Origin of the sequence: Streptomyces sp. NBC_01723 (assembly GCF_036246005.1) — a bacterium.
GTDB lineage: Bacteria > Actinomycetota > Actinomycetes > Streptomycetales > Streptomycetaceae > Streptomyces.
This window is the reverse complement of sequence record NZ_CP109171.1, coordinates 4,650,084-4,674,247: the sequence shown is the minus strand read 5'-3', so window position 1 is coordinate 4,674,247 and position 24,164 is coordinate 4,650,084. Positions and strand designations below refer to the sequence as shown.

Annotated in this window: 23 protein-coding genes; 8 read left to right on the top strand and 15 right to left on the bottom strand. The window is 72.1% G+C overall.

Features of this window, described 5'->3' with window-relative positions; genetic code table 11:
* Window positions 1–46: 46 nt before the first annotated feature.
* From OIE75_RS21675 to OIE75_RS21650, 6 genes are all read right to left on the bottom strand, one after another.
* Window positions 47–571, bottom strand: a complete 525-nt coding sequence (locus OIE75_RS21675; RefSeq protein ID WP_307014356.1) for a GNAT family N-acetyltransferase — start codon at window positions 569–571, stop codon at window positions 47–49.
* Between the two features lie 192 nt (window positions 572–763).
* Window positions 764–1,927, bottom strand: a complete 1,164-nt coding sequence (gene mqnE / locus OIE75_RS21670; protein WP_307014355.1) for an aminofutalosine synthase MqnE — start codon at window positions 1,925–1,927, stop codon at window positions 764–766.
* Between the two features lie 60 nt (window positions 1,928–1,987).
* Window positions 1,988–2,443, bottom strand: coding sequence for an Lrp/AsnC family transcriptional regulator (locus tag OIE75_RS21665; protein WP_064729209.1), 456 nt, complete (start codon window positions 2,441–2,443; stop codon window positions 1,988–1,990).
* Window positions 2,444–2,548: 105 nt separating this feature from the next.
* Complete coding sequence (locus OIE75_RS21660; protein ID WP_329474031.1) at window positions 2,549–3,205, bottom strand: UbiX family flavin prenyltransferase; 657 nt, start codon at window positions 3,203–3,205, stop codon at window positions 2,549–2,551.
* Between the two features lie 55 nt (window positions 3,206–3,260).
* Window positions 3,261–4,166, bottom strand: coding sequence for a menaquinone biosynthesis prenyltransferase MqnP (mqnP, locus tag OIE75_RS21655; RefSeq protein WP_307014351.1), 906 nt, complete (start codon window positions 4,164–4,166; stop codon window positions 3,261–3,263).
* Window positions 4,163–5,620 (bottom strand): menaquinone biosynthesis decarboxylase, encoded by a 1,458-nt coding sequence (locus tag OIE75_RS21650; protein WP_234958097.1) that lies wholly within the window; start codon window positions 5,618–5,620, stop codon window positions 4,163–4,165. The genes mqnP and OIE75_RS21650 overlap by 4 nt, the downstream gene beginning before the upstream one ends.
* A gap of 86 nt (window positions 5,621–5,706) precedes the next feature.
* Between OIE75_RS21650 and OIE75_RS21645 the strand changes: the two genes are divergently transcribed.
* Window positions 5,707–6,108: a PLD nuclease N-terminal domain-containing protein gene (locus OIE75_RS21645; RefSeq protein WP_329474030.1), complete on the top strand. Its 402-nt coding sequence runs from the start codon at window positions 5,707–5,709 to the stop codon at window positions 6,106–6,108.
* 18 nt (window positions 6,109–6,126) lie between these two features.
* Here OIE75_RS21645 and OIE75_RS21640 read toward each other — a convergent pair whose 3' ends face one another.
* From OIE75_RS21640 to OIE75_RS21630, 3 genes are all read right to left on the bottom strand, one after another.
* Window positions 6,127–7,947 carry a serine/threonine-protein kinase gene (locus tag OIE75_RS21640; protein WP_329471864.1) on the bottom strand — a complete coding sequence of 607 codons (1,821 nt, stop codon included), beginning with the start codon at window positions 7,945–7,947 and terminating at the stop codon, window positions 6,127–6,129.
* A 99-nt stretch (window positions 7,948–8,046) separates the two neighbouring features.
* Window positions 8,047–9,795 (bottom strand): protein kinase domain-containing protein, encoded by a 1,749-nt coding sequence (locus OIE75_RS21635; RefSeq protein ID WP_329471863.1) that lies wholly within the window; start codon window positions 9,793–9,795, stop codon window positions 8,047–8,049.
* 57 nt (window positions 9,796–9,852) lie between these two features.
* Window positions 9,853–10,260, bottom strand: coding sequence for a VOC family protein (locus OIE75_RS21630; RefSeq protein WP_329471861.1), 408 nt, complete (start codon window positions 10,258–10,260; stop codon window positions 9,853–9,855).
* A gap of 133 nt (window positions 10,261–10,393) precedes the next feature.
* Between OIE75_RS21630 and OIE75_RS21625 the strand changes: the two genes are divergently transcribed.
* Window positions 10,394–11,431 (top strand): helix-turn-helix transcriptional regulator, encoded by a 1,038-nt coding sequence (locus OIE75_RS21625; protein WP_329471860.1) that lies wholly within the window; start codon window positions 10,394–10,396, stop codon window positions 11,429–11,431.
* A 14-nt stretch (window positions 11,432–11,445) separates the two neighbouring features.
* On the opposite strand, the gene OIE75_RS21620 is transcribed toward OIE75_RS21625, so the two are convergent.
* Both OIE75_RS21620 and OIE75_RS21615 read right to left on the bottom strand, forming a co-directional pair.
* A complete protein-coding gene (locus OIE75_RS21620; protein ID WP_307014344.1) occupies window positions 11,446–11,808 on the bottom strand; it encodes a DoxX family protein in 363 nt (120 codons plus the stop codon).
* A complete protein-coding gene (locus OIE75_RS21615) occupies window positions 11,805–12,371 on the bottom strand; it encodes a cupin domain-containing protein (protein ID WP_329471858.1) in 567 nt (188 codons plus the stop codon). Before OIE75_RS21615 ends, OIE75_RS21620 begins: the two co-directional genes overlap by 4 nt.
* A gap of 80 nt (window positions 12,372–12,451) precedes the next feature.
* Here OIE75_RS21615 and OIE75_RS21610 point away from each other — a divergent pair, with 80 nt between their 5' ends.
* On the top strand, window positions 12,452–13,330 hold the full coding sequence (locus OIE75_RS21610) for a LysR family transcriptional regulator (RefSeq protein WP_329471857.1): 879 nt from the start codon (window positions 12,452–12,454) through the stop codon (window positions 13,328–13,330).
* On the opposite strand, the gene OIE75_RS21605 is transcribed toward OIE75_RS21610, so the two are convergent.
* Window positions 13,327–15,183, bottom strand: a complete 1,857-nt coding sequence (locus OIE75_RS21605) for a serine/threonine-protein kinase (RefSeq protein WP_329471856.1) — start codon at window positions 15,181–15,183, stop codon at window positions 13,327–13,329. The genes OIE75_RS21610 and OIE75_RS21605 overlap by 4 nt on opposite strands.
* Window positions 15,184–15,382: 199 nt before the next feature.
* On the opposite strand from OIE75_RS21605, the gene OIE75_RS21600 reads away from it, so the two are divergent.
* From OIE75_RS21600 to OIE75_RS21590, 3 genes are all read left to right on the top strand, one after another.
* Window positions 15,383–15,985, top strand: a complete 603-nt coding sequence (locus tag OIE75_RS21600) for a TetR/AcrR family transcriptional regulator (protein WP_307014336.1) — start codon at window positions 15,383–15,385, stop codon at window positions 15,983–15,985.
* Window positions 15,986–16,217: 232 nt separating this feature from the next.
* Window positions 16,218–17,120, top strand: coding sequence for an alpha/beta fold hydrolase (locus OIE75_RS21595; RefSeq protein ID WP_329471855.1), 903 nt, complete (start codon window positions 16,218–16,220; stop codon window positions 17,118–17,120).
* A 193-nt stretch (window positions 17,121–17,313) separates the two neighbouring features.
* Window positions 17,314–18,585 carry a hypothetical protein gene (locus OIE75_RS21590; protein WP_329471854.1) on the top strand — a complete coding sequence of 424 codons (1,272 nt, stop codon included), beginning with the start codon at window positions 17,314–17,316 and terminating at the stop codon, window positions 18,583–18,585.
* Here OIE75_RS21590 and OIE75_RS21585 read toward each other — a convergent pair.
* A complete protein-coding gene (locus tag OIE75_RS21585; protein ID WP_329471853.1) occupies window positions 18,554–18,691 on the bottom strand; it encodes a hypothetical protein in 138 nt (45 codons plus the stop codon). The two genes, OIE75_RS21590 and OIE75_RS21585, sit on opposite strands and share 32 nt — an antisense overlap.
* Window positions 18,692–18,838: 147 nt before the next feature.
* On the opposite strand from OIE75_RS21585, the gene OIE75_RS21580 reads away from it, so the two are divergent.
* Window positions 18,839–20,272, top strand: a complete 1,434-nt coding sequence (locus OIE75_RS21580) for a condensation domain-containing protein (protein WP_307014332.1) — start codon at window positions 18,839–18,841, stop codon at window positions 20,270–20,272.
* Between the two features lie 96 nt (window positions 20,273–20,368).
* Entirely contained in the window at window positions 20,369–21,343 is a 975-nt protein-coding gene (locus OIE75_RS21575; protein ID WP_329471852.1) for an SDR family NAD(P)-dependent oxidoreductase, read from the top strand.
* On the opposite strand, the gene ccsB is transcribed toward OIE75_RS21575, so the two are convergent.
* Window positions 21,325–22,449, bottom strand: coding sequence for a c-type cytochrome biogenesis protein CcsB (ccsB, locus tag OIE75_RS21570; RefSeq protein ID WP_329471850.1), 1,125 nt, complete (start codon window positions 22,447–22,449; stop codon window positions 21,325–21,327). The genes OIE75_RS21575 and ccsB overlap by 19 nt on opposite strands.
* Window positions 22,446–24,164: a cytochrome c biogenesis protein ResB gene (gene resB / locus OIE75_RS21565; protein WP_307014327.1), complete on the bottom strand. Its 1,719-nt coding sequence runs from the start codon at window positions 24,162–24,164 to the stop codon at window positions 22,446–22,448. Before resB ends, ccsB begins: the two co-directional genes overlap by 4 nt.

The window sequence follows — 24,164 nt, the reverse complement described above, 5'->3', positions numbered from 1 at the left end:
TGTCCAGTGAAGCATGCCGGGGTGGACGTCCCGCAGGGGGGTGGAGTCAGGTCAGCGGCAGGAGGAGGAAGATGTCGTCGCGGTCGTCGCCCGGGGCCACCCGTATCGCGCCGGGCACCCGGCCGACCTCCTTGTAGCCGCAGGACTCGTAGAACCGCTCCAGGCCGAGGCCGCCGCGGCAGGTGAGGCGTATCGCCTCGATGCCGTCGACGGTGCGGGCCGCGTCCGCGGCGGCGGTCATCAGGTCCCGGCCGTAGCCCCGGCCCTGGTGGCGCGGGTGGACCATCACCGTGTAGAGCCACAGCCAGTGGCCCATCAGCCGGTGCGTGTTCAGGGCGAGGAACGCGGTGGCGGCCACCTGCCCCTCCGCGTCGCGTCCGACGAGGAGGCGGGTGCGGCCCTCGGCCATGCCGGTCAGGTGTTTGAGCAGTTCGGGACGGATGTCCTCCCGCGTCACCGGCGGCACGAAGCCCACGGAACCGCCGGCGTTGGTGACGTCGGTCCACAGGTCGAGTACGCCGTCGCGGAGGTCGGGGGTGACGGGCGGATCGAAGGCGAAGGTAAGGGACACGGGGCCATGGTAGCCATTACCGGCAGGTGCGGGTCGAGTGTGGTTGCTCGCGCCCACGCGGCCGAGCCGCACATCGATACAGTCCCGCGCCCCTTTCAGGGGCGTCCAGTGCACGTCCCTCAAGGGGCGCGGGGAACTGCGCGACCAGCCACCCACGCACCCGCACCCGCACCCGAAAGTCAGCCGGAGACGTCACACCCGCATCGGCTGCGGCGACTCCCTGCGCTGTGCGTCCGGGCCCTCGAACTCGCGGATGATCTCGTAACGCGTGTTCCGCTCCACCGGCCGGAACCCCGCGTCGCGGATCAGGTCGAGCAGATCCTCCCGCGTCAGCTTGTTCGGCGTGCCGAAGTCGTCCGCGTCGTGGGTGATCTTGTACTCGACCACCGAGCCGTCCATGTCGTCCGCGCCGTGCTGGAGGGCGAGCTGGGCCGTCTGGACGCCGTGCATGACCCAGAAGACCTTGACGTGCGGGACGTTGTCGAAGAGGAGACGCGAGACGGCGAAGGTCTTCAGGGCCTCCGCGCCGGTCGCCATCTGCGTGCGCGCCTGGAGCCGGTTGCGGACCTTGCCGTCCTTCATGTCGACGAAGTCGTGCTGGTAGCGCAGCGGGATGAAGACCTGGAAGCCGCCGGTCTCGTCCTGGAGTTCGCGCAGGCGCAGCACGTGGTCCACGCGGTGGCGCGGTTCCTCGATGTGGCCGTAGAGCATGGTGCACGGGGTCTTCAGACCCTTCTCGTGCGCCAGGCGGTGGATGCGCGACCAGTCCTCCCAGTGGGTGCGGTGGTCGACGATGTGCTGCCGCACCTCCCAGTCGAAGATCTCCGCGCCACCGCCGGTCAGCGACTCCAGACCGGCGTCGATCAGCTCGTCGAGGATGTCGGAGGCGGACATCCCGGAGATGGTCTCGAAGTGGTGGATCTCGGTGGCGGTGAAGGCCTTGAGCGAGACGTCCGGCAGGGCGGCCTTCAACTCCCGCAGGGAGCGCGGGTAGTAGCGCCAGGGCAGGTTCGGGTGCAGGCCGTTGACGATGTGCAGCTCGGTGAGGTTCTCGCCCTCCATCGCCTTGGCGAGCTTCACCGCCTCCTCGATGCGCATCGTGTACGCGTCCTTCTCCCCCGGCTTGCGCTGGAAGGAGCAGTACGCGCAGGAGGCGGTGCACACGTTGGTCATGTTGAGGTGGCGGTTGACGTTGAAGTGGACGACGTCGCCGTTCTTCCGCGTCCGCACCTCGTGCGCGAGGCCGCCGAGCCAGGCGAGATCGTCCGACTCGTACAGCGCGATGCCGTCCTCGCGGGTCAGCCGCTCCCCGGAGCGGACCTTCTGCTCCAGCTCCCGCTTGAGCCCGGCGTCCATGCGATACCTCTTTCTGAGACAGACTCGTAAACCGTACGCCCCTGGTGCCGGGCCCCGGTGTCAGACCTCTTCGGGCAGCTCGCCCACCCGGTTCTCCCACTTCGTGGAGAGCACGATGGTGGTGCGGGTGCGGGAGACGCCCTTGGTACCCGAGAGGCGGCGGATGATGCTCTCCAGGCCGTCCACGTCGGTGGCCCGCACCTTGAGCATGTAGGAGTCGTCGCCGGCGATGAACCAGCAGTCCTCGATCTCGCTCAGGTCCTTCAGCCGCTGCGCCACGTCCTCGTGGTCGGCGGCGTCGGAGAGCGAGATGCCGATCAGGGCGATGACGCCGAGTCCGAGCGAGGCGGAGTCCACGGTCGCCCGGTAGCCGGTGATGACGCCGGCCGCCTCCAGCCGGTTGATGCGGTCGGTGACGCTGGGTCCCGACAGTCCGACGAGGCGCCCCAGCTCCGCGTAGGAGGCCCGGCCGTTCTCCCTCAGGGCCTGGATGAGCTGCCTGTCCACCGCGTCCATGCGATCGAAGCCTTCCACTGAAGAAAAGTGAAGAAATCTGCGAGTTCTGCGAGTTCTGAGAGTTCTGAGGATGTGGATTACAAAAGCTGTGGGGGGAGGTCGTGCTCAGGTGGTGGGGCGGGCCCCGCCGAGGTCGCCGCGCCAGCGGCGGTAGAGGTCGTGCGGGACGCCCGCCGCGTCGAGGACGCGTCCGGCGACGAAGTCCACGAGGTCCTGGATGTGCGTCGCCCCGGCGTAGAAGGCGGGGGACGCGGGCACCACGGCCGCGCCGGCGTCGTCCAGGGTCACCAGGTGGCGCAGGGTCCGGCCGTCCAGCGGGGTCTCGCGCACGGCCACGACCAGCTTGCGCCGCTCCTTCAGGGTCACGCTCGCCGACCGCTGGAGCAGGTCCTTCGACAGCCCCAGCGCCACTCCGGCCACGCACGCCGTCGACGCGGGCACGATCAGCATGCCCCTCGTCCGGTACGACCCCGAGGAGGGCCCGGCCGCGAGGTCGCCGGCGCTCCAGTGCCGCACCCGGTCGTCGCCGAGGTCGACCTCGAAGGTGCCGGGCTTGCCGTCGGCTCCGCGGGCCAGCCATTCGCGCAGGTCGTGCTGCCAGTGGGCGTCGCGGAAGGAGATGCCGGTCTCGTCGAGCAGGGTGAGTCGCGAGGCCCGGCTGACGACCAGGTCGACGCTCTCGCCGGCGGCGAGCAGCGCGCGCAGCACGGCGGCGGCGTAGGGGGTACCGGATGCTCCGGAGACCCCCACGATCCAAGGCACGCGCTGCGTCTGTCCTGGGTTCATGATGTCGAGCCTAGTCGCAGGCTCAGGGTTTTCAGACCGTGAGGCCCCGCACCAGCAGATCAAGCAGCGCGCACACGAACAGGGCGATGCCGATGAAGCCGTTGACGCTGAAGAACGCCCTGTTGAGGCGGGTCAGGTCGGTGGGCCGGACGATGGTGTGCTCGTAGACGAAGGCGCCCGCGACGATCAGCAGGCCGAGCCAGAAGAGGACACCGGCGTCGGTGGCGAGGGCGTACCAGACGAAGAGTGCGGTGGTCACCGTGTGGCAGGCGCGGGCCCCCCAGACGGCCGCCGGGACGCCGAAGCGGGCCGGGACCGACTTCACGCCGACCTCGCGGTCCGTCTCGACGTCCTGGCAGGCGTAGATCAGGTCGAAGCCGCCGATCCAGATGCCGACCGCGAGGCCGAGGATCACCGCGTCCCAGGACCAGCTGCCGGTGACGGCGAGCCAGCCGCCGATCGGGCCCATCGCCTGGGCGAGGCCGAGGATGGCCTGCGGGAAGTTCGTGAACCGCTTGCCGTACGGGTAGACCACCATCGGGATCACCGCGATGGGGGCGAGCGCGAGGCAGAGCGGGTTGAGCAGGGCCGCCGCGCCCAGGAAGACGACCAGGGCGATGAGCGCGCCGGTCCAGGCGTGCCGGACCGACATCGCGCCGGTGACCAGTTCGCGGTGGGCGGTGCGCGGGTTGCGGGCGTCGATCTCGCGGTCGATGATCCGGTTGACCGCCATCGCGAAGGTGCGCAGGCCGACCATGGCGACGGTGACCAGGAGCAGCCGGCCCCAGTGGATGTTCTCGTCCCACTCGTACATCGCGGTCAGGGCGGCGATGTAGGCGAAGGGCAGGGCGAAGACCGAGTGCTCGATCATCACCAGGCGCAGGAACGCCTTGGTGCGCCCCGGCTGATGCGGCAGCGCGGCGGATGCCGACGTCACAGTCCGTACTCCTTCCAGCGGCGGTCGACCTTCGCCGCCGTATCCGGGTCGGACAGCACCATGTCCGGCCAGCCCCCGTCGCGCGTGTAGCCCTCCTCGGGCAGCTTCCGCGTCGCGTCGATGCCCGCCTTGCCGCCCCAGAACTGCTGGTAGGAGGCGTGGTCGAGGTGGTCGACCGGGCCCTCCACGACGGTCAGGTCGCGCCCGTAGTCGGTGTTGCCGAGCGCGCGCCAGGCGACCTCGTGCAGGTCGTGGACGTCGCAGTCGGAGTCCACGACCACGATCAGCTTGGTCAGGGACATCATGTGGGCGCCCCAGATGGCGTGCATGACCTTCTGGGCGTGCTTGGGGTACTTCTTGTCGATCGAGACGATCGCGCAGTTGTGGAAGCCGCCGGCCTCGGGGAGGTGGTAGTCCACGATGTCCGGGACGATGATCTTGAGGAGCGGGAGGAAGAAGCGTTCCGTCGCCCGTCCCAGCGGGCCGTCCTCCGTCGGCGGGCGGCCGACCACGATCGACTGGAGGAGCGGGCGCTTCCGCATCGTCACGCAGTCGATCTTCAGGGCGGGGAAGGGCTCCTGCGGGGTGTAGAAGCCGGTGTGGTCGCCGAAGGGGCCCTCGGGGAGCATCTCGCCGGGCTCCAGCCAGCCCTCGATGACGACCTCGGCCTGCGCGGGGACCTGGAGCGGGACCGTCTTGCAGTCGACCATCTCGACCCGCTTGCCCTGCAGGAACCCGGCGAACAGGTACTCGTCGATGTCGCCGGGGAGCGGGGCGGTGGAGGCGTAGGTCACGGCGGGCGGGCAGCCGAAGGCGATGGCGACCGGCAGGCGCTCGCCGCGCCGGGCGGCCACCTGGTAGTGGTTCCGGCTGTCCTTGTGGATCTGCCAGTGCATGCCGATGGTGCGCTTGTCGTGGCGCTGGAGCCGGTACAGGCCCAGGTTCCGGATGCCCGTCTCCGGGTCCTTGGTGTGGGTGAGGCCCAGGTTGAAGAAGGAGCCGCCGTCGTCCGGCCAGGTGAAGAGGGCGGGGAGCCGGTCGAGGTCGACGTCGTCGCCGGTGAGGACGGTCTCCTGGACGGGCGCGCTGCCCGGCTTCACCTTCTTCGGCGGCACGTGCGTCATCGTGCCGAGCTTCCCGAACGCCTCGCGCATCCCGACGAAGCCCTGCGGCAGCTCGGGACGGAGCAGGCCGCCGATCTTGTCGGAGATGTCGGAGTACGACTTGAGCCCGAGGGCCTTGAGCAGACGGCGGTCGGTACCGAAGACGTTCATCGCGAGGGGCATGTCGGAGCCCTTCACGTTCTCGAAGAGGAGGGCGGGGCCGCCGGCCTTGTTCACCCGGTCGACGATCTCCCCGACTTCCAGGTACGGGTCCACCTCGGCCTTGATGCGCTTGAGGTCGCCCTCGCGCTCCAGCGCCCTGAGCAGGGAGCGAAGATCGTCGTAAGCCATGCCGTCCAGTATCCCCGAGCCGCTACCCTGGCCCTGTACCTGGGGTCGTGACGCGTCCCCACCCCCCGCTTCCGCTGGAGACGCCCATGCTCCGGGTGCTGATGTTCCTCGTGCCACTGGCCCTGAGCGTCTACGCGTTCATCGACTGCATCAGCACGAAGGACGCCGACATCCGCCACATGCCCAAGCCGCTGTGGGCGATCCTCGTGCTGGTGTTCCCGCTGGTCGGGTCCATCTCCTGGATCATCGCCGGCAAGAAGCGGCAGCCGGCGGGAGCGTCGCCCCGGGCGGGCGGCGGCCGGCGGCAGTGGGTCGCGCCGGACGACAACCCGGACTTCCTGAAGTCCCTGGGGAAGGAGCCGGACAACGGCCCGGCCGAGGACGAGGCCCGCGACACGGACGGGGACACGGACGGGGACGGGGACGGCGGCAAGGACCGGGACTCCGACAAGGACGACAGGCCGGACGGCGGGCGCGGCGGGAAGTAACCCGTCACGCCCCGCGCCTCACCCCCGGGTCCAGCGCTGGAGCGCCGAGCCGTCGCAGGTCTGCATCATGAGCATGCCGCTCACCGTCGACTCCTCCATGCACCTGCCGGTGTTGGTGGCGACGACGGAGTCGCCCGGGCCCAGGCGCCACTCCTGACCACTCTGCGAGCTGCAGAAACCGCTGTGGAGGGCGCCGTAGCTGCTCAGGCAGTTGCCGGTCGCCCTGTGGACGATCCGGTAGGTGCCGGAGGACGTCCCGCGCAGGTCCCAGACGGCGGCGTCGTCGGTACAGGAGCCGGGGCGGACGCCGCCCTGCGACCCGGTGACGCAGTGCCCGGTCGATCCGTTGCGCAGGACGGTGCCGTCCGTGGACGGGGCGTCGGCCCCGGTGTCGTCGCCCGAGGAGGAACCGCCGCCCCCGCCGGCGCCACTGCCGCTGTCGCCCGCGCCGGCGGCGTCACCGCGCGAGCCGGTACCCGAGTCGCCGTCGCCCTTCGCGCCGGCGTTGCCGTTGTCCGCGCCGGGGCCCGCTCCGGGTGCGGTCCCCGACTCCTTCGCACCGGGCTCCGGCTTCTTCGAGGAGGACGCGGCGGTGGAGGGCGAGGGCTTCGCGGATCCGTCGGCGGCCGTACCCGACGGGGACCTGGTGGCGGTGGCCGTGACGGACGAGGAGGGACCCTTGGGCCCCGCGGCGTCGCTGGAGTCGGTGACGTAGGGCAGGAGTTGGAAGGCGAGGGTGCCGCCCGCCACGACGACCACGACGGGGACGAACACGGGCAGGATGCGGCGGCGGCGCTCCTTGCGGGGTGTCACCGCCTCCGGCTCCTTCTCCGGCTTCCCTTCGGGCTCCTTCTCCGCCTCCGTCGTCCGCCCCTGCGGTGTCAGGGGCACCGTGAGCACACTGGGGTCGGGCGTACGTGCGGCGAAGGCGGCCCGCTCGGCCAGCCGTTCGGTGATCACCGCGGGCCACAACGGTGCGGCCGACGGGGCGTGGAGCGCGGCGCGTTCGACCAGCTCGGCGGCGGTCGGCCGGCCCTCGTGGTCCTTGTCGAGGCAGGCCGCGACGACATCGGCGAGTTCGGGGTCCAGCTCGCGCAGCGGCTGGAGGTCGGGCTCCTCGTGCACGATGCGGTACAGCACGGCGTGCCCGGACTCGTCTCCGAAGGGCGGCCGGCCCGAGGCGGCATACGCGATCACCGAGCCCAGCGCGAACACGTCCACGACGCCGCTCGACGCCCGTTTTCCGGAGGCCTGTTCGGGCGACATGTAGGCGGGCGTGCCCACCACCATGCCGGTCCTGGTCAACTGGCTCTGGTCGGCGGCCCTGGCCACGCCGAAGTCGATGAGGGTGAGGCCGTCGAGGGTGAGCATCGCGTTGGACGGCTTGAGGTCGCGGTGGACCATGTCCAGGGCGTGCACCGCCGCCAGTCCGGTGGCGGCGTCCTTGAGCAGGAGCCACAGCGCCGCCGGGGGCAGGGGCCCGTGCAGGTCGACGGCCTCGCGCAGGGTGATGCCGGGCACGTAGGCGGTGGCGAACCACGGCGGCCGGGCGTCCCGGTCACCCGCGAGCAGCGGCGCGGTGGCCCCGGCGGGCAGCCGGGCGAGGTTGTCCAGCTCGTGTCCGAAACGGCGCAGGAAGTCCTTGTCCTCGCCGGCGACCGAGGTCAGGACCTGCTTGACGGCCGCGTACCGGCCCTCGTGGACGCCGAGGTAGACGCGGCCCATGCCGCCCGCCCCGAGCCGGCCCAGCAGCGGGACCGGTCCGATCCGGCGCGGGTCGTCGTCCTCCAACGGCTCGGCGCCACTGCCCGTGATGCCGACTCCGGCTTCCCCGCTCAACTCTCCCCCGTCCGTTCACCGGTTCATTGAGAGCTACATCTTTAGCATGGGGCGCCAACTGGAGGTGCACGGAACGATGGTGAGAACGCATCAGTCCCGTCACACGAGCTTCCCGACCTCGCCCGGGGGCAGCGCACGGTCGAAGGCGCGTACGTCCCGGACGGTGCCGGGGAAGTAGTCGGCGGGCGTTCCGTCGTAGGACGCCCGGCCGATCATGAAGGCGCCGGTGGCGGGGGACGCGCCGGTGTCGTCGATCTCCGCCTCCAGGACGCCGTTGACGTACAGGCGGAGCTTGCGGGTCCGGCCGTCGCAGACTCCGGTCAGGTGGGTCCAGACGCCGGCGGCCGGTGCGGTGCGGCCGACGGCGCGCAGGCCGGGACGGGAGAAGGCCCAGCCGCCGTCCTCGTGGGCGTACTGGAGGTAGAAGCCGCTGGCGGTGTCGCTGTCCTGGCTGACGGCGGTGGCGAAGGTGCCCGGTACGGCGGTCAGGCGGACCCAGGCCGCGACGGTGAAGCTCCGGCCCTCGCCGGTCTCCAGGACCGGCCCGTCGGTGACGATCTGGCTGCCGGTGCCGTCGAAGGCGGCCCCGCCCTCGCCGGCCTGCCACGTGACGCCGGTCGCCGTGCCGTCGTGTCCGCCCGCCGTGTCCCGCGCGATCCCGCCGTCGGCCTCGTCGAGGGGCCAGAGCCCGACCGGGCCCGGGGGCAGCGGGGTGGTGGTGGAGGGCGAGGGGGCCGGCGCGGAGTCGTCCGAGGCGGCGGGCCGGTTGAGCCAGAACCCGGTGCCCACGCCGAGCGCGGCGACCGCGCCCGCGCCGGAGAGCAGGAAGGCCCGTCGGCTGCGGCGGCCACCGCCACCGGCCCCCGTGGGGCGCGCGCCCGCCGGTGCGGGCGGTGGCGGGGGCGTGGTGTCGACGCGGGTGTGCGGGTGCGCCACCGGCGTCCCGGGAGGCGGGACGACCATGGTGGGTACCGCGTCCGCGCGGGTCGGACGGGCCGCCGGCGTCCACTGGCGGGCGTGCGGCAGGGCCGTCGCGCTCTCGCCGCCCAGCGGGCCGATCCGGGCGAGGATCTCGCGCGGGGTGGGACGGCGGGCCGGGTCCTTGGCGAGGCAGTCGGCGATCAGGGCGCGCACGGCCGGGTCGGTCACCGCGTCCACGTCGGGGGCGTTGTGCACCACGCGGTAGAGCAGCGCGGGGGTGGGGCCGCCGCCGAAGGGGTTGGCGCCGGTCGCCGCGAAGGCCAGCACCGCGCCCAGGCAGAACACGTCGCTGGCCGAGGTGACCTCGTGGCCGTTGACCTGCTCGGGGGACATGAACCCCGGGGAGCCCGCCATGTGCCCGGTGCCGGTGATGGAGTCGGCGTCGACGCTGCGGACGATGCCGAAGTCGATGACGCGCGGCCCGTCCTCGGCGAGGAGGACGTTGGAGGGCTTGAGGTCGCGGTGGACGAGGTGCGCCGCGTGGATCGACACCAGGGCCTCGGCCAGCCCGGCCGCCAGCGCGAGCACCGCCCGCGGGTCGAAGGGCCCCTGCTCGGCGACCGCGCGCTCCAGGGAAGGCCCGGCGATGTAGCTGGTGACCAGCCAGGGCAGGGGCGCGTCCGGGTCGGCGTCGACGACCGGCGCGGTGAAGGCGCCGCTGACCATCCGGGCGGCCTGGACCTCGCGGCGGAAGCGGTCGCGGAACTCGGGCCTGCGCAGCAGCTCGGCGTGGACCACCTTGACCGCGACCAGCCGTCCGCCCGGAGAACGCCCGAGGAAGACCCGGCCCATGCCGCCCACACCCAGCCGGCTCAGCAACCGGTACTCCCCCACGGAGCGCGGGTCGTCCGGCTCCAGCGCTGACACAGATACCTCCCGGCGTGCGATCTTGGCCCCCGTCGCCGGTCCAGCATAGGAGGGCCGTCAGCGGGCGGAGCCGGCGAACTTCCCGATGGCGGCCGGGGTCACCGGGGTGAAGAGGTTGACCAGATTGCCGTCCGGGTCGCGGAAGAGGAGCGCGCGGTTGCCCCAGGGCATCGTCGTGGGTTCCTTGACGAACTCCGTGACGAGGCCCGCCAGATTCCGGTGCACGGCGTCCACGTCGTCGACGAGGAACTCGATGATGACGCTCCGGTTGTCCGCCGGGCGGGCGGAGCCGGGGGCGAAGAGCGGGACGGTACGGGTGCTGCCGATCGCGAGGGTGCCGGAGGCGGTGCGCAGTTCGGCGAAGTCCTCGGTGGACCAGTCCGCGCGCACGCCGGTGACGCGCTCGTAGAAGTCGACGAGGTGGGCGACGTCGTGCGTGATGACGCGGAGAGAGACGAGGTTCATGGGGGCCTCCTGGCCGATCGTTGCTTGCGACTCGCTGCGCGCGAACTCGCTGCTTGCGACTCGCTGCGCGCGTCCTCACGCTAGGAGCAATACCGGACACAATCCGGCTGGTATCGGCGGCAGACTTGCGGGCATGTCCCGTCCCGTGTCGCGCGTCCTCACCCTGCTCGAACTCCTCCAGGCGGGAGGCGTCCGGACCGTCGCCGACCTCGCCGCACGGCTCGGCGTCGCCGAGCGCACGGTGCGCCGGTACGTCGACCACCTGATCGACCTCGACGTCCCCGTGGAGTCGGTGCGCGGCCGCTACGGCGGCTACCGGCTCGCCCCCGGCCACCGCCTGCCGCCGCTCATGCTGACCGACGACGAGGCACTGGCCGTGCTGCTGGGCCTGGTCTCCGGGCGGCGGACCGGCCTCACCGCGGCGGCGGGCACGGCGGGCGAGACGGCGTCGGCGAAGATCCGGCGGGTGCTGCCGGAGCGCCTGCGCCGCCGCCTGGACGCCGTACTGGACTCCGTCGCCTTCACGGCCCCGCCGGCCGAGTCGGCCGCCCCGGAGACCGCGGTCCTGCTCACGGTCGCCGACGCGGTACGCCATCACCGGCCGGTGGCGATCCGGTACACCGGTGGCCGGGGCGGGGACGGCGAACGCACGCTGTACCCGTACGGGCTCGTCGCGCACGCCGGCCGGTGGTACGTGACCGGACGGGACCTCTCGGTCGGTGCCGACCGGACGTTCCGGCTGGACCGCGTCGCCGGGGTGCGGACCCTGCCCGGAATCTTCGAGCCGCCGGCCGGTCCCGACCCGGCGGAGCGGGTCCTGACGGCACTGGCCACCGCCCCCTACCGGCACGCGGTGACGGTGTGGGTCCAGGGGACGGCCGAGGAGCTCCGCACCCGGTTGCCGGGCAGCGTGGCGATCGTGGGGGCGCAGGCGCCGGGGCCCGGCGGGGTGAGCGACGGGGCCGGTGCCGAGGCCCCCCGTGCGGAGACGGAGCCGCTGACCTGGTCGCGGGTCGAGATGCGGGCCGAGCGGCTCGACTGGCTGCCCGGTGTGCTCGCCTCACTGGACCGCCCGTTCGCCGTCGAGCGGCCGGACGAACTGCGGGATCTCGTCGCGGACTTCGCCGACCGGCTCATGGACTCGGCCCGGCGCACACCACCCCAGGGCTGAGTCGCCCCGCCCCGTCACAGCCAGGTCGTGGCGAGCCATACGGTGACGGCCGCGGTGGCGAGCAGGGTGAGGTTGAGGGCGACCTCGCGGTCCCCGAGCCGCAGGTGCACCCCGGTCGCGCCGATCTGCAGGACCACGAAGCCGACCGCCGCGGCCGGGGCGAGCCAGGGCGCGACGCCGGTCAGCGGAGGGAGCACCAGTCCGGCCGCGCCGAGCAGTTCGGCCAGTCCGACGGCCCGGACGACCGGCATCGGCACGCTGTCGACCCAGGCCATCATCGGCCGGAGGCCGTCCTGGTCGCGGATCACCTTCAGCGCGCCCCCGTAGAGGTAGAAGGCGGCGAGCAGACCGGCGGCGATCCAGTACGCGACGTTCACGACCCGGTCCCCCGGGCGAAGCCGGCGAAGTCGGCGGCGGGTTCGGTCGCGTACCGGCTCATGGTCCGGACGCCGTCCTGCGGGGTCGGGTGGCGCCCGTCGGCGTACAGGTCCCGCAGGTCCCGGAAGTACTGGACGTACAGGTCCGGTGTGAAGGTGCTGAGCATGACGGCCGGTTCGTCGGTGACGTTGGCGAAGGTGTGCGGTGCGCCGGGCGGGACCATCACGAACGTGCCCGCCGTGGCGTCGTGGTCCTCGTCCCCGACGGTGAAGCGCACGGTGCCGGAGATGACGTAGAAGCCCTCGTCGTGCCGGGCGTGACGGTGCTGCGGCGGTCCGGGGGTGTGCGGGGCGAGTACGGACTCGGCCATGCCGAGGCGGTGCCCGGTGCGGGTGCCGTCCTCCAGGACGCGCATCCGGGTGGTGCCCAGGACGAGGGTCTCCCCGTCGTCGGGGCCGACCACCGACACGGCGGGGTCCCGGCCCGGCTCGGTTTCCGGTTCGGCGTCCGGTGCGGCGTCCGGTTCGCTGTCGGGCACTCTGGTCTGCGGTTCTCCGGTCATGCCCCGATTCCACCGCCGGGTGACGTGGACCGTCCAAGACCTGTTCCGCGCCCTCGATACCGTACGGGTATCGTCGCAGGATGGAGCTACGTACGCTGCGCTACTTCGTGGCGGTCGCCGAGGAACTCCACTTCGGCCGGGCGGCCGTCCGGCTGCGCATGAGCCAGCCGCCGCTGAGCCGGGCGGTCAAGGGCCTGGAGACGGAGCTGGGCGCCACGCTCCTCCACCGGACCTCCGCCGGCGTCACGCTCACCGACGCGGGGGCGGTGCTGCTCGACGAGGCGCGCGGGCTGCTCGACCGGGCCGACCGGGTCCGCGCACGCGTGGCCGCCGCGGCCGGCGACGCCACCCTCACCGTCGGCATCCTCGGGGACAGCACCGACCCGGACGTGGTCCGGCTGGCCGACGCCTACCGCCGCCGCCATCCCCACGTCGAGGTCACCGTCCGGGAGACCGACCTGACCGACCCCACCTGCGGGCTGCACGCGGGCCTGGTCGACGTGGCGCTGACCCGCGGCCCCTTCGACCGGACCGGCCTGACCACGTACGAGCTGCGCGCCGACCCGGTGGGGGCGCTGCTGCGCGCCGACGACCCCCTCGCCCACCGCGCCGCCCTGGCCCCGGGCGACTTGGCCGACCGCCGCTGGTTCCGCTTCCCGGAGGGCACCGACCCCGAGTGGCAGACGTACTGGAACGGCGGGGAGGTGCGGCCCGGTCCGGTGGTGCGCACCGTGCGGGAATGCCGGCAGGCCGTGCTCTGGAACGGCACGGTCGGGATGACCCTCGTCGGCCACGAGCCCGGTGAGGGGCTCACCGTGGTGCCGCTGACCGGGCTGCCGCCGAGCCGCGTCCTGGTGGCCTGGCGCGAGGCCGGCCACCAGAGCCCGCTGATCCGCTCCTTCGTCCGGACGACGGTGGCCGCGTACGACGCCCGCCGCGGACCGTCGGACGGCTCCTAGCTCCGCGTCCATTTCTGGGACGCCGCGCCGGACCCGCAGGTCTGGGTGTCGACGCCCGGGCCGAAGGCCAGGTCGAGGCAGCCTCCGCTGAAGACGCTCCGGAGCGTGGAGCCGGACCCGGTCCGCCACAGGAGCGCGGTGCTGTCGGTGGCGCAGTCACCGGTGAAGACGGCCTGGTCCTTCATGTTGGCGCTCAGGCAGGAGCCCGACTTGTTGACCACCTTGACCGCGCCGTTCCCGGCGCCGCGGAAGGTCCAGTGGGCGGCCATGTCCGTGCAGAACCCGGTGTCGGCCCTGTTGAGGACCTGGATGAGGCACTTGCCCTCCTCGCCGTTCTCGAGGCCGAAGTAGCCGGAGGCGGGCGGGTCCTGGTCCGTGTCACCGGACCCGGATCCGGCCGACCCGTTCGAGCCCGCCGAACCACCGGAGTCGCCGGAGCCGCCCGAGCCGCCGGAATCACCCGCGCTGCCGGAGCCGCCCGAGCCGCTTGAACCGCCCGAGCCGTCCGTGTCGTCGGCGCCCTCCGCACCGCCGCCGCTGCCGGTACCGGCGGTCGCGCCGGAACGGCCCTCTTCCGCCCCCGCTCCCCCTCCGTCGCGCCCCTCGCCCCCGGGCGAGGCGGACGCCGACGGCGACGCCGACGTGCTGGGCGTCGGGCTCTCCTTCCCCGGCTTCGAAGCCGCGGGATCGGCCGGCGACGAGGCGGAGGCCGGGGCGGAGGAGGCCGGACCGGTGCCCGCCTCCGCGCCCGAGTCGGTGGCGTGGGGCAGGAGTTGGATGGCGACGGTGCTCGCGGCGCCGACCACGACCGGGATCACGGCGAACAGGACGCGCGTACGGCGTCGGCGCTCACGCCGCTCCGGCTCGGGGGCGGCGGCGGCGGGCGGCACGACGGGCACCTCGGCGGGCACCTCCGCGGGCAGGTCCGCCGCGTCCGGGACCGTCTCGGCGAAGGCGGCGCGCCGGGTCAGGTGCCCGGTGACGGACTCCGGCCACAGCGGCGGCGTGAACGGCCCGTGCCGGTCGGCGATCCCGACCAGTTCGGCGGCGGTCGGCCGCCCCTCGTGATCCTTGTCCAGGCAGGCGGCGACCACGTCGGCGAGGTCCGGGTCCAGCTCGCGTACGGCGCCGAGGTCGGGTTCCTCGTGCACGATCCGGTAGAGCACGGCGTGCCCGGACTCCTCGCCGAAGGGCGGCCGGCCGCTCGCCGCGTAGGCGAGGACGGAGCCGAGCGCGAACACGTCGACGGCACCGGACGAACTTCTGGCCCCCGACGCCTGTTCGGGCGACATGTAGGCGGGCGTGCCGACCACCATGCCGGTGCGGGTGAGCCGGCTCTGCTCGGCGGCGCGGGCCACCCCGAAGTCGATGAGGGTGAGGCCGTCGAGGGTGAGCATCACGTTGGACGGCTTGAGGTCCCGGTGCACCATGTCCATCGCGTGCACCGCCGCCAGCCCCGAGGCGGCCTCGCGGAGCAGCAGCCACAGCGCGTCGGCGGGCAGCGGGCCCCCGTGGACGTCGATCGCCTCGTTCAGGGTGAGCCCCGGGACGTAGGCGGTGGCGAACCACGGCGGACTGGCGGTGCGGTCGCCCGCGAGGAGCGGCGCGGTCGCCTGTGCGGGTAAGCGCGCGAGGTTGTCCAGCTCGTGTCCGAAGCGGCGCAGGAAGTCCTTGTCCTCGGCGACGATCGAGGGCAGCAGTTGTTTGACGGCGGCGTACCGCCCCTCGTGGACGCCGAGGTAGACGCGGCCCATGCCGCCCGCGCCGAGGCGTCCGATCAGCGGGATCGGCCCGATCCGCCGCGGGTCCTCGTCCTCCAGTGGCTCGGCACCGCTGCCGTCCAGCTCCAACACGCCTGCCCCGCCTCCCCGTTGCCCTGCCGACCGCGGACCCGCGGCCCACCCGCTCCCCTCCTGGATCCGGGCGGACGCGCGCGTCCGACGTGGGACAGTCTGAGCCAGGAGCACGTAGAATTGGAAGTGATTTCTAGAAACTGATTCTAGAAACCATCGAGAACCAGCCCCCAGCACGCACGACGAGAACGGCCTGTCCATGAGCCCCAAGCAGCACCGCGGTGAGGTCACCTCCGACCGGCTCCTGGACGCCGCGCTGCGCCTCTACACGGAGTCGGGCGAACAGGGCGTCACCGTCACCGCCGTCACCCGGACCAGCGGCGTCAGCCTCGGCAGCCTGTACCACCACTTCGGCAGCCTGGACGGCCTGCTCACGGCCCTCACGGAACGCTGGACGGGCAGGCTGATGGGGCAGTTGGTCACCGCGCTGATCGCCACGGAGGGCGCACGGGGCGGGATCCGGGCGGTGGTGGAGGCGTATCTCGCCTTCGTCCGCGACCACCCGGGTGCGGCCCTGCTCCTCCACTCCCCCTACGCCGACGAGCGCATGATGCCCCGGGCGCAGGAGACGCGGGAGGCGCAGGCGCCGGCAGTGTCGGCGTTCGCCGCGTGGGCCCAGCCGCACATCGCCTCCGGTGAACTGGCCCCGCTGCCCCAGCCCGTGCTGGAGTCCCTGGTCCTGGGCCCGGTCGTGGCCGTCGCCCGCCGCCACGTCGCCGGCATCAGGGACCTGGACCTGGAGGAGGCGGCGCGGGTGCTGCCGGACCGGATCTGGCGCTCGATCAGCGCGGGCGGGGAGTAGACGGGGCGCCTTGTCCCCCGGGGGAGCTACACGCAGGTGTCCACCGCGGGGTGACGATCGCGGACGGCCCCGTCCATAGAGTCTTCACCAGTCGCCGAGCACGACAGGCCGAACCGAGGCCGACGGAGGCTGACCGAGGCCGACGGAAGTCGCCGGAAGTCGCCGGAGGCCGACGGCCAAAGCCCCCCACTCACACGCTGCCCTACCCCCACCATGCCTGCTGGAGGCCCTCATGTTCCGCACCCTCGCCAAGGCCACCGCCGCCATCGCCGTGGTCTGCACCGTCGCAGGTGCGGGACTCGTCCTCGACGAGGAGTACGCCAACGCCACCACCGACACCGAGACGTCCTCGACGGGTGCCACCTTCACCGGCACCAAGAAGCTCCGCGTCGACGGCCACACGGTCAACGTCTCCTGCTCGGGCACCGCCGACGGCGCGGACCAGCCCCTGGTGATGCTGATGGCCGGCGGCGGCGAGGGCCTGGAGAACATGGCCCCCCTCCAGAAGGCGGTGAGCAGGACGAACCGCGTCTGCTCCTACGACCGCCTCGGCGAGGGCGCCAGCGACAAGCCCGCCCCGGGCACCCCGCAGACCATGGACGACACCGGCAGGCTCCTCACCAAGGTCCTCGACCGCCTCGCCGGCAACCGGCCCGTCGTCCTGGCCGGACACTCCCTCGGCGGCTACATCGCCGCCCGCTACACCCCTCACCACACCGACCGCGTCAAGGGCCTCGTCCTCCTCGACGCCACCATCCCCCACCTCACCCGCGACATGAACCGCACCATCCCCGCCGACGCCACCGGCATCCCCGCCCAGGTCCGCGCCGGCGCCCTCGCCGCCAACGAGGGCCAGAACCCTGAGCAGTTCGTCATCGCCGACGGCAGGGTCCGCTCCGCGGGCCGCATCCCCGTCGAGATCCTCAAGCACGAGTCCCAGTACGCCGAGGTCCCCCAGTACGGCCCCGCCCTGGAGCGCATGTGGGCCAAGGGCCAGCACGAATGGCGCGCCCTCTCCACCCGCAGCCACCTCACCACCGCCAAGGGCGCCGGCCACTACATCCACACCGACCGCCCCGACCTCGCCCTCAAGGCCGTCAAGAAGGTCACCCGCCGGGCAGCACATCAGCGCTGACCCTCGGACCGGCCCCGGGCCGTGGCCTCCCCTGCCACGGCCCGGGGCCTTCGACGTGTCGTGGTTCTGGCAGCCGAAAGGGCCCTCCGTTGCCTGCATACGTCCTTGGCGTCGCGCCCGGACCCCGCCAGGCTGTCAGCGAGAACCGCCGAGGCGGGGATCAGATGGTTCAGGGGGATCAGGGGGGATCCGAATGAAGCACGTACCGTTCTTCCGGTGGGTGGTCACACTGGGACTGGTGCTGATCGGCTGCTCGGTGGGCGTATATCTGACGACACCGGACTACCCCGACCGGAAACAGGTCGACCTGACCGTCCTGAGCGAGGCACCCGACGGGACGTGCACGGTCCGATGGACGGATCCGTTCGAACTCGCCGAGCACACGGGGCCGTACCGGTGCGACCCGTACCGGCCTGCCACGTTCAAGGCGCCGAACTACGAACCGGGCACCGATCTGGGCTGGGACGTCGGTCACGTCCTCGCCGAGGGCGCGCAGAAGGGCGAGCTCTACTCACTCGACGAGGACGAGGACATCGAGGCGTCCATCGCCCTGTCCGACCAGTTGCTGGGGATCGGCCTGCTTCCGACGATCATCGGCCTCGTCGGCGGCAACACCCGCTCGCTGGCCCGTCTGATCGGCGTGCGCCCGGCGGTCGTCCGCAAGGGGGAACGGCTGCGTGAGAGGGCGGTTCAGGTCGCGCAGGACCACACGCGGGCCGAGGAGGCGGTGCGCACCGCGTGGGCGCCACTGCACGAGGACCTGGTGGAGAAGCGCCTGGACAGAATCCCGGTCGCCAGGCTCCGAGGGGCGACGAGAACGCGTCTGCCCGTCAGGCTCTTGGAGCGGAACGGCATCCACAGCGTTCGGGACGTGCTCGATGCGGGGGCCTGGGAAGTGGCGTACGTCGGCGGGCTGGGTCGGCAAGAGGCCGAGCGGGTGTGGGAAGCCGCCCGGCTCATGTCCGAGCGGGTGAGCCGGGACACGACGGTACGCCTCGACGCGGACCGGCCCGACGCCCGAACCGCGGCCCTGCTCAACGCTCTCCAAGTACTGGTGGAGGCGGGGCCCCAGGCACGGAGCGCGGCGCACACCGCAGACCTGCTGGCCGGGGAGCTGCGCAGGGCCTTGGCCGGCGCGGCACCCGCCGCCGGGTGGCGGAAGATGCTCGCCGCGGGACGTGCGGAACGCCGGTACGTCCCGATGGCCGTGTCCGAACTGCGCAGGCTGCTGGCCGAGGCGGAGCGGGACGGAATGGCCGAGCGGTTCGCGCAGGCGTCGGTCGACCTCCTGCGAGGCGCCGACGGCGACCCGGCCGGCCTCTCCGCCCGCATCGACTTCGACACCCGGCCCGCGGACTACTACGAGGCCCTGGCTCAGGTGGTGGACACGACGGAGGGGACGGTACCCATCCCGCCCGACCCCCAGCGACGGCTCAAGTCCGTACTGCGCTCATCACGTCGTTGAGGACGTCACTCAACTCCCACAGCGACGGCTGCGCCCGGCACGCGAAGGCGAAGCCGTGCGCAAGGGTGCCGTCGTCCCGGTAGCCGTCCGTCCCCAGAAGCGACATGTCGAGCATTATGACCTCACTCGGGTGATCGTACGGTCGTTCGAAAGGCCATCCGTTCCGTTGAACCGTGGCGACACGGCCGGTGTGCGGTCGTAAAAACGGCATTCCCTTGGTCGGGTCTGTTACATCTGCGAACGGAGACCCCTCGTGCGAATGACCGACATCCACCGCTGCGAGATCCGGCCCGGGCGCCTCGTCGAGTGGACGCTCAGTGCCAGGACGCTCGACATCGCGGCGGCGCTCCCCGAGGACGCGCGACCACCCGCCTATATCCAGGAGTCGCACATCCGCACGGCCCGGTCGGTGCGCGAGGACGGGCTGTTCGTGCCGACCTGGCTCGGTACGGCCTTCGACATCCCCGGCCCGGTCGACCTCGACGTGCTCCAGGAGGCGCTGCGCGCCTGGACCCTGCGGCACGAGACCCTGCGCAGCGGTTTCCGGTGGGGCGGCGAGAGCGGTGACGACATGCGGCGGTTCACCCTCGACGCCGATGCCGTGTCCCTGCACCGCGAGGACGTCGGCGACTTCCCGGACGCGACCGTCCTCGCCCGCCACCTCCAGGACCGCTTCGACCGGGTCGCGGACGCGCTGCGCTGGCCCAACCTCATCTACACGGCGGTCGTCCGCGAGGACGGCGTCAGCGTCTACATGGCCTTCGACCACAGCAACGTCGACGCGTACTCGATCTATCGGATCCCCGCCGAGGTGGGCGAGTTGTACGCGGCCGGCGTCGCGGGCCGGACCGTGCCGCGGTCCCGCGTCGGCTCCTACGTCGACTTCTGCGAGGCCGAGCGGGCCGACGCGGACCGGATCGACGGCACCCACGACATCGTCGCCCGCTGGCGGGAGTTCATCCGGCGGTGCGACGGCCGGCTGCCGTCCTTCCCCGTCGACCTCGGGGTCGAGCCGGGCGCCACCCTGCCCGAACAGCACATGCTGCGCGAGCCGTTGGTGGACGCGGACGACGCCGCCGCCTTCGAGGCGTACTGCCGCCCGTACGGCGGCAGCCTGGTCGGTGTGCTCGCCGCGACCGCACTGATCGTCCACGAGATCGGCGGCGAGCCCGTCTACCGCACCGTCGTCCCCTTCCACACCCGCTCCCGGTCCCAGTGGTCGGAGTCCGTCGGCTGGTACGTGGGCGGCGCCCCGATCGAGGTCCCGGTGGACCGGGCGCACGACTTCCCGAGCGCCCTGCGCACCGTGCGGGCCGAACTCCAGGCCAACCGGCGGCTGTCCCGCATGCCGATCGACCGGGTGCTGCGCCTGCTCGGCACGGACTTCCGGCCGACCTCGCCCGACCTGTACTCGATCGTCTCGTACGTCGACGCCCGCGACGTCCCCGGCGCCGGCCACTGGCCGGACCAGTCGGCGTACGCCCTGCTCCGGGTCTCGTACGGCGACCAGGTGTGCGCGTGGGTCACCCGGCTCCCCGAGGGCCTCTGGTTCGCCAGCCGCTACCCGGACACCGACGTGGCGCACAAGAACCTGCGGCTGTACGTCGAACGCCTGCGGGACGTCATCACAGGCGTGGCCCGCTCTCCGGCGGCGACGGTGAACGGGCCGCACGGTCACGTGGTGTAGGAGATCTGTCGGCGGCGTGTCGGTCGCGCATGTGACCTTGGCGGAGTCGGCGTCACCACCCGGTGCCGCCGCCCGAGCACAAGGAGTCCGCCCCTCATGTCTTCCACACCCCAGAACCGACCGTGGGACGTTCACCGGCCGCCGCCCGCCACGGGACGCACCTTCCTCGTCACCGGAGGCAATGCCGGCATCGGCTACTTCGTCGCGGAGCAACTGGCCGCCACCGGAGCCGTCGTGGTGCTCGGCAGCCGTGATCCCGGGAAGGCCGGCGCCGCCGCCGACTCGATCCGTTCGCGTGTCCCCGACGCCCGGGTGCGGCACCTCCGGCTGGACCTCGCCGACCTGCCGTCGCTGGAGTCCGCGGTGGAGCGGCTGGACGTGGACCGCCTCGACGCCGTCGTCCACAACGCGGGGGTCGCGCTGGACGACCCGCCCCGGCGGGAGACCGGGGACGGGCACGAGCTGATGTTCGGGACCAATCACCTCGGCCACTTCGCGCTGACCCGGTGGCTGGCCCCGCTGCTGACCGCCGCCCCGGCCGCCCGGATCGTGACCGTGGGGAGCTTCGCGGCACGGTCGGAACGGCTCGACGTGGACGACCTGGAGTCCACCGACGACTACCGGCCGGCGCGCGCCTACGGCCGGTCCAAGCTGGCCCAGATGGCCTTCGGCTTCGCACTCGACCGGCGTCTACGGGCGGTCGGCAGCACCGTCTCCAGCGTGGTGGCCCATCCCGGCGGCGCGCTGGACTCCCTCACGCCCGACCGTCCGCCGGTCCACACCAGGTCCGCCGGGGAACGGCTGCGCGGCCTGCCCGCCGCGCTGCTGGTGCAGGGCAAGGACGCCGGCGCGTGGCCGATCGTACGGGCCGTCCTCGACCCGCACGTGGAGGGCGGGCAACTGTGGGGACCGAGGGTCTTCGGACTGCGCGGCACCCCGCGCTCCGAACCCGTCCCGGCCCACATGTCCGACGCCGCCGTGGCGGCCCGGCTGTGGGCCGCCTCCTGCGACCTGACCGGTGTGGAGCCCGGTCTGGGCTTGGGGCTCCTGGCTCAGAAGCCCACCGACTGAAGGGCGCCCAGGCCCACGTCCGCGTACGAGTGCTTGCCGGAGACGAAGATGTTGACGCCGTAGTAGTTGAACAGCCAGCAGCCGAAGGCGATCAGGGCCAGGTAGGCGGCCTTGCGGCCCTTCCAGCCGGCGGTGGCGCGGGCGTGCAGGTAGCAGGCGTAGGCGACCCAGGTGATGAAGGACCAGGTCTCCTTGGGGTCCCAGCCCCAGTAGCGGCCCCAGGCGTCGCCCGCCCAGATCGCGCCCGCGATGATCGTGAACGTCCACAGCGGGAAGACGGCGGCGTTGACGCGGTAGGCGAACTTGTCGAGGGAGGCGGCGGAGGGCAGCCGGTCCAGGACCGAGTTGGCGAAGCGGCCGGGGGTGCCGCCGGAGGCGAGCTTGTTCTCGAACGAGTCCTTGAAGAGGTACAGGATCGTGGAGACCGCGCCGACGTAGAAGACCGCGCCGCAGAAGATCGCCGTGGAGACGTGGATGTACAGCCAGTACGAGTGCAGGGCCGGGACGAGCTGGTCGCTGGCGGTGTAGAGGACCGTGACGGCGAGGCCGAGGTCGAGCAGGACCGTGGTGATCAGGGGCAGGCCCAGCCAGCGGACGTTCTTCTTCAGGGCGAGCAGCGCCAGGTACACGCCGGTGGCGACCGTCGTGAACGTGATGTTGAACTCGTACATGTTGCCCCACGGCGCCCGCTGCACGGACAGGGCGCGGGTGAGGACGCCGCCCGCCTCGATCGCGAAGGCGAGGAGGGTGAGCGAGATGGCGATCCGGCCGTACAGGTCGCCCTCCTCGGTGCCGCCGTGCGCGCCGGGACCGTCGGGCACGTCACGGGAGCCGGAGGCGGCGCGGACGACGACCTCGGGGCGCTCCAGAACGGCGGTGCCGCCGGCCTTGTTCACGGTGACGGCCGGACCGGCCTTCGCCTTGGCGGCCGTGGTCTCGTTGGTGGCGGTGAGCGCGGCGGCGGTACGGCCGACCTTGCTGCGGCTGCCGAAGAGCCACTCGGCGATGTACGCGAAGAAGGCCAGGGTGTAGACGGCCATCGACGAGTAGATCAGCGTGTTGCTGACGTTCGCGAGATTCTCGTTGGTCGCGGCGGCGAGATTCACTTCTCAGCCCCTTCGGCAGGTACGGCGTGGGTGTCGGGGGAATCGGGGGTGTCGTCGTCGTTCTTCGGCGCGTCCGGTGCCCGGTCGTACAGGATCCCCGCCAGGTCGCCCAGTTCCTCGGGGACCTTCGCGGACTCGCTGCGGCCGAGGCCCGCCATCTCCACGACCGTGACGCCGTCGGCGCCGCGCACGGCCCGTACCCAGACGCGGCGGCGCTGGATGAACAGGGAGCCCGCCAGGCCGAGGATGGCGACGACGGCGCCGCCGAGCGCCCAGCCGCTGCCGGGCTGCTGCGTGACCTGGAAGCCGGCCCACTCGTGGATGCCGTTGAAGGTGACCGAGCCGGCGCCGTTCGGGAGGGTCATGGTCTCGCCGACCTTCAGCTGCTTCTTGAACAGCTTGCCGTCGGAGCCCTTGAACTCCTTCAGGTTGGTCTTGTCGAGCTGGTAGATGCTCTGCGGGAAGCCCGCGTCGACACCGAGGTCGCCGTGGTAGGCGGAGAGCGCGAGCATCGGGTTGATCAGCGCCGGGAAGGTGGAGAGCATCGTGCTGCCCTTGCCGCCGTACGTCGGCAGGAAGAACGCGTTGAAGCCGAGCTGCTCCTTCTCGCCCTTCGCGTTGCGGTAGCCGTCCATGACCTTGATGGCGCCGGAGGACGTGACGTTGGAGTCCAGCGGCAGCAGGGCCACGGCCTGCTTGTCCATCACGACGTCGCCCTTGGCGTCCTTGACGGTGACGACGGGCGCGTAGCCGTGGCTGACGAGGTAGACCTTGGAGCCCTCGATCTCCAGCGGCTTGTTGACCTTGATGGTCTTGGTCTTCTCGGCGCCGTCGGCGCCCTCGCTGTACGTGACGTGGGCCTCGTAGATCCGCGGGGTGCCGCGGTTGGGGCCGGTCGGCTCGTAGGTGCCGCGGAAGTTCTTCAGGGAGAAGCTGAACGGGTCTAGCTGGTCCTGGTCGAAGAGGTTCCCGGACTTGAAGTCGTCGTACTGGGTGAGGGTGTTGGCGAAGCCGTCGCCCTCCAGGATCAGCTTGTTGCCCTCGTACTTGAACAGCTGGCCCCACGCGAAGGCGATCAGCATCACGATCAGCGCGATGTGGAAGGCGAGGTTGCCGACCTCCCTCAGGTACCCCTTCTCGGCCGCGACGGCGTCGCCGACGGCGTGCGCGCGGAAGCGGCGCTTCTTCAGCAGCGTCAGCGCGGCCTCGCGGACCTCCTCGGGCTCGGCCCCGGTGCGCCAGCCGGTGTAGGCGGGCAGCCGGTCCAGGCGGCGGGGGGCGCCCGGCGGGCGGCCGCGGAGCTGGCCGACGAACTGCCAGGTGCGCGGGACGATGCAGCCGATGAGGGAGACGAACAGCAGGATGTAGATCGCGGAGAACCACACCGAGCTGTAGACGTGGAAGAGGCCGAGCTTGTCGTAGACCGGCGCGAGGACGTCGTGGTTCTGGCGGAACTCCTCGACCTTCATCGCGTCGACGCCGTCCTGCGGGATCAGCGACCCGGGGATCGCGCCCAGCGACAGCAGCAGGAGCAGCAGCAGCGCGACGCGCATCGAGGTGAGCTGGCGCCAGAACCAGCGGACCCAGCCGATCACGCCGAGCGAGGGGAGGTTCGGGGCCTCCTCCTTCGGCGCGGTGGAGAGCTGGGAGCCGGCGGCGCCGAGGTCCCCTTCCTCGGTGGCTGTCGGGGTCTCGCCCGTTGTCGTCTTGCTCAT

Bases quoted from the DNA above. Each gene is read 5' to 3' on its own strand.
- mqnE (WP_307014355.1), bottom strand. From the start codon at position 1,927: ATGGACGCCGGGCTCAAGCGGGAGCTGGAGCAGAAGGTCCGCTCCGGG.
- OIE75_RS21665 (WP_064729209.1), bottom strand. From the start codon at position 2,443: ATGGACGCGGTGGACAGGCAGCTCATCCAGGCCCTGAGGGAGAACGGC.
- OIE75_RS21650 (WP_234958097.1), bottom strand. From the start codon at position 5,620: ATGGCTTACGACGATCTTCGCTCCCTGCTCAGGGCGCTGGAGCGCGAG.
- OIE75_RS21645 (WP_329474030.1), top strand. From the start codon at position 5,707: ATGCTCCGGGTGCTGATGTTCCTCGTGCCACTGGCCCTGAGCGTCTAC.
- OIE75_RS21630 (WP_329471861.1), bottom strand. From the start codon at position 10,260: ATGAACCTCGTCTCTCTCCGCGTCATCACGCACGACGTCGCCCACCTC.
- OIE75_RS21625 (WP_329471860.1), top strand. From the start codon at position 10,394: ATGTCCCGTCCCGTGTCGCGCGTCCTCACCCTGCTCGAACTCCTCCAG.
- OIE75_RS21615 (WP_329471858.1), bottom strand. From the start codon at position 12,371: ATGACCGGAGAACCGCAGACCAGAGTGCCCGACAGCGAACCGGACGCC.
- OIE75_RS21610 (WP_329471857.1), top strand. From the start codon at position 12,452: ATGGAGCTACGTACGCTGCGCTACTTCGTGGCGGTCGCCGAGGAACTC.
- OIE75_RS21600 (WP_307014336.1), top strand. From the start codon at position 15,383: ATGAGCCCCAAGCAGCACCGCGGTGAGGTCACCTCCGACCGGCTCCTG.
- OIE75_RS21595 (WP_329471855.1), top strand. From the start codon at position 16,218: ATGTTCCGCACCCTCGCCAAGGCCACCGCCGCCATCGCCGTGGTCTGC.
- OIE75_RS21590 (WP_329471854.1), top strand. From the start codon at position 17,314: ATGAAGCACGTACCGTTCTTCCGGTGGGTGGTCACACTGGGACTGGTG.
- OIE75_RS21585 (WP_329471853.1), bottom strand. From the start codon at position 18,691: ATGTCGCTTCTGGGGACGGACGGCTACCGGGACGACGGCACCCTTGCG.
- OIE75_RS21575 (WP_329471852.1), top strand. From the start codon at position 20,369: ATGTCTTCCACACCCCAGAACCGACCGTGGGACGTTCACCGGCCGCCG.
- resB (WP_307014327.1), bottom strand. From the start codon at position 24,164: ATGAGCAAGACGACAACGGGCGAGACCCCGACAGCCACCGAGGAAGGG.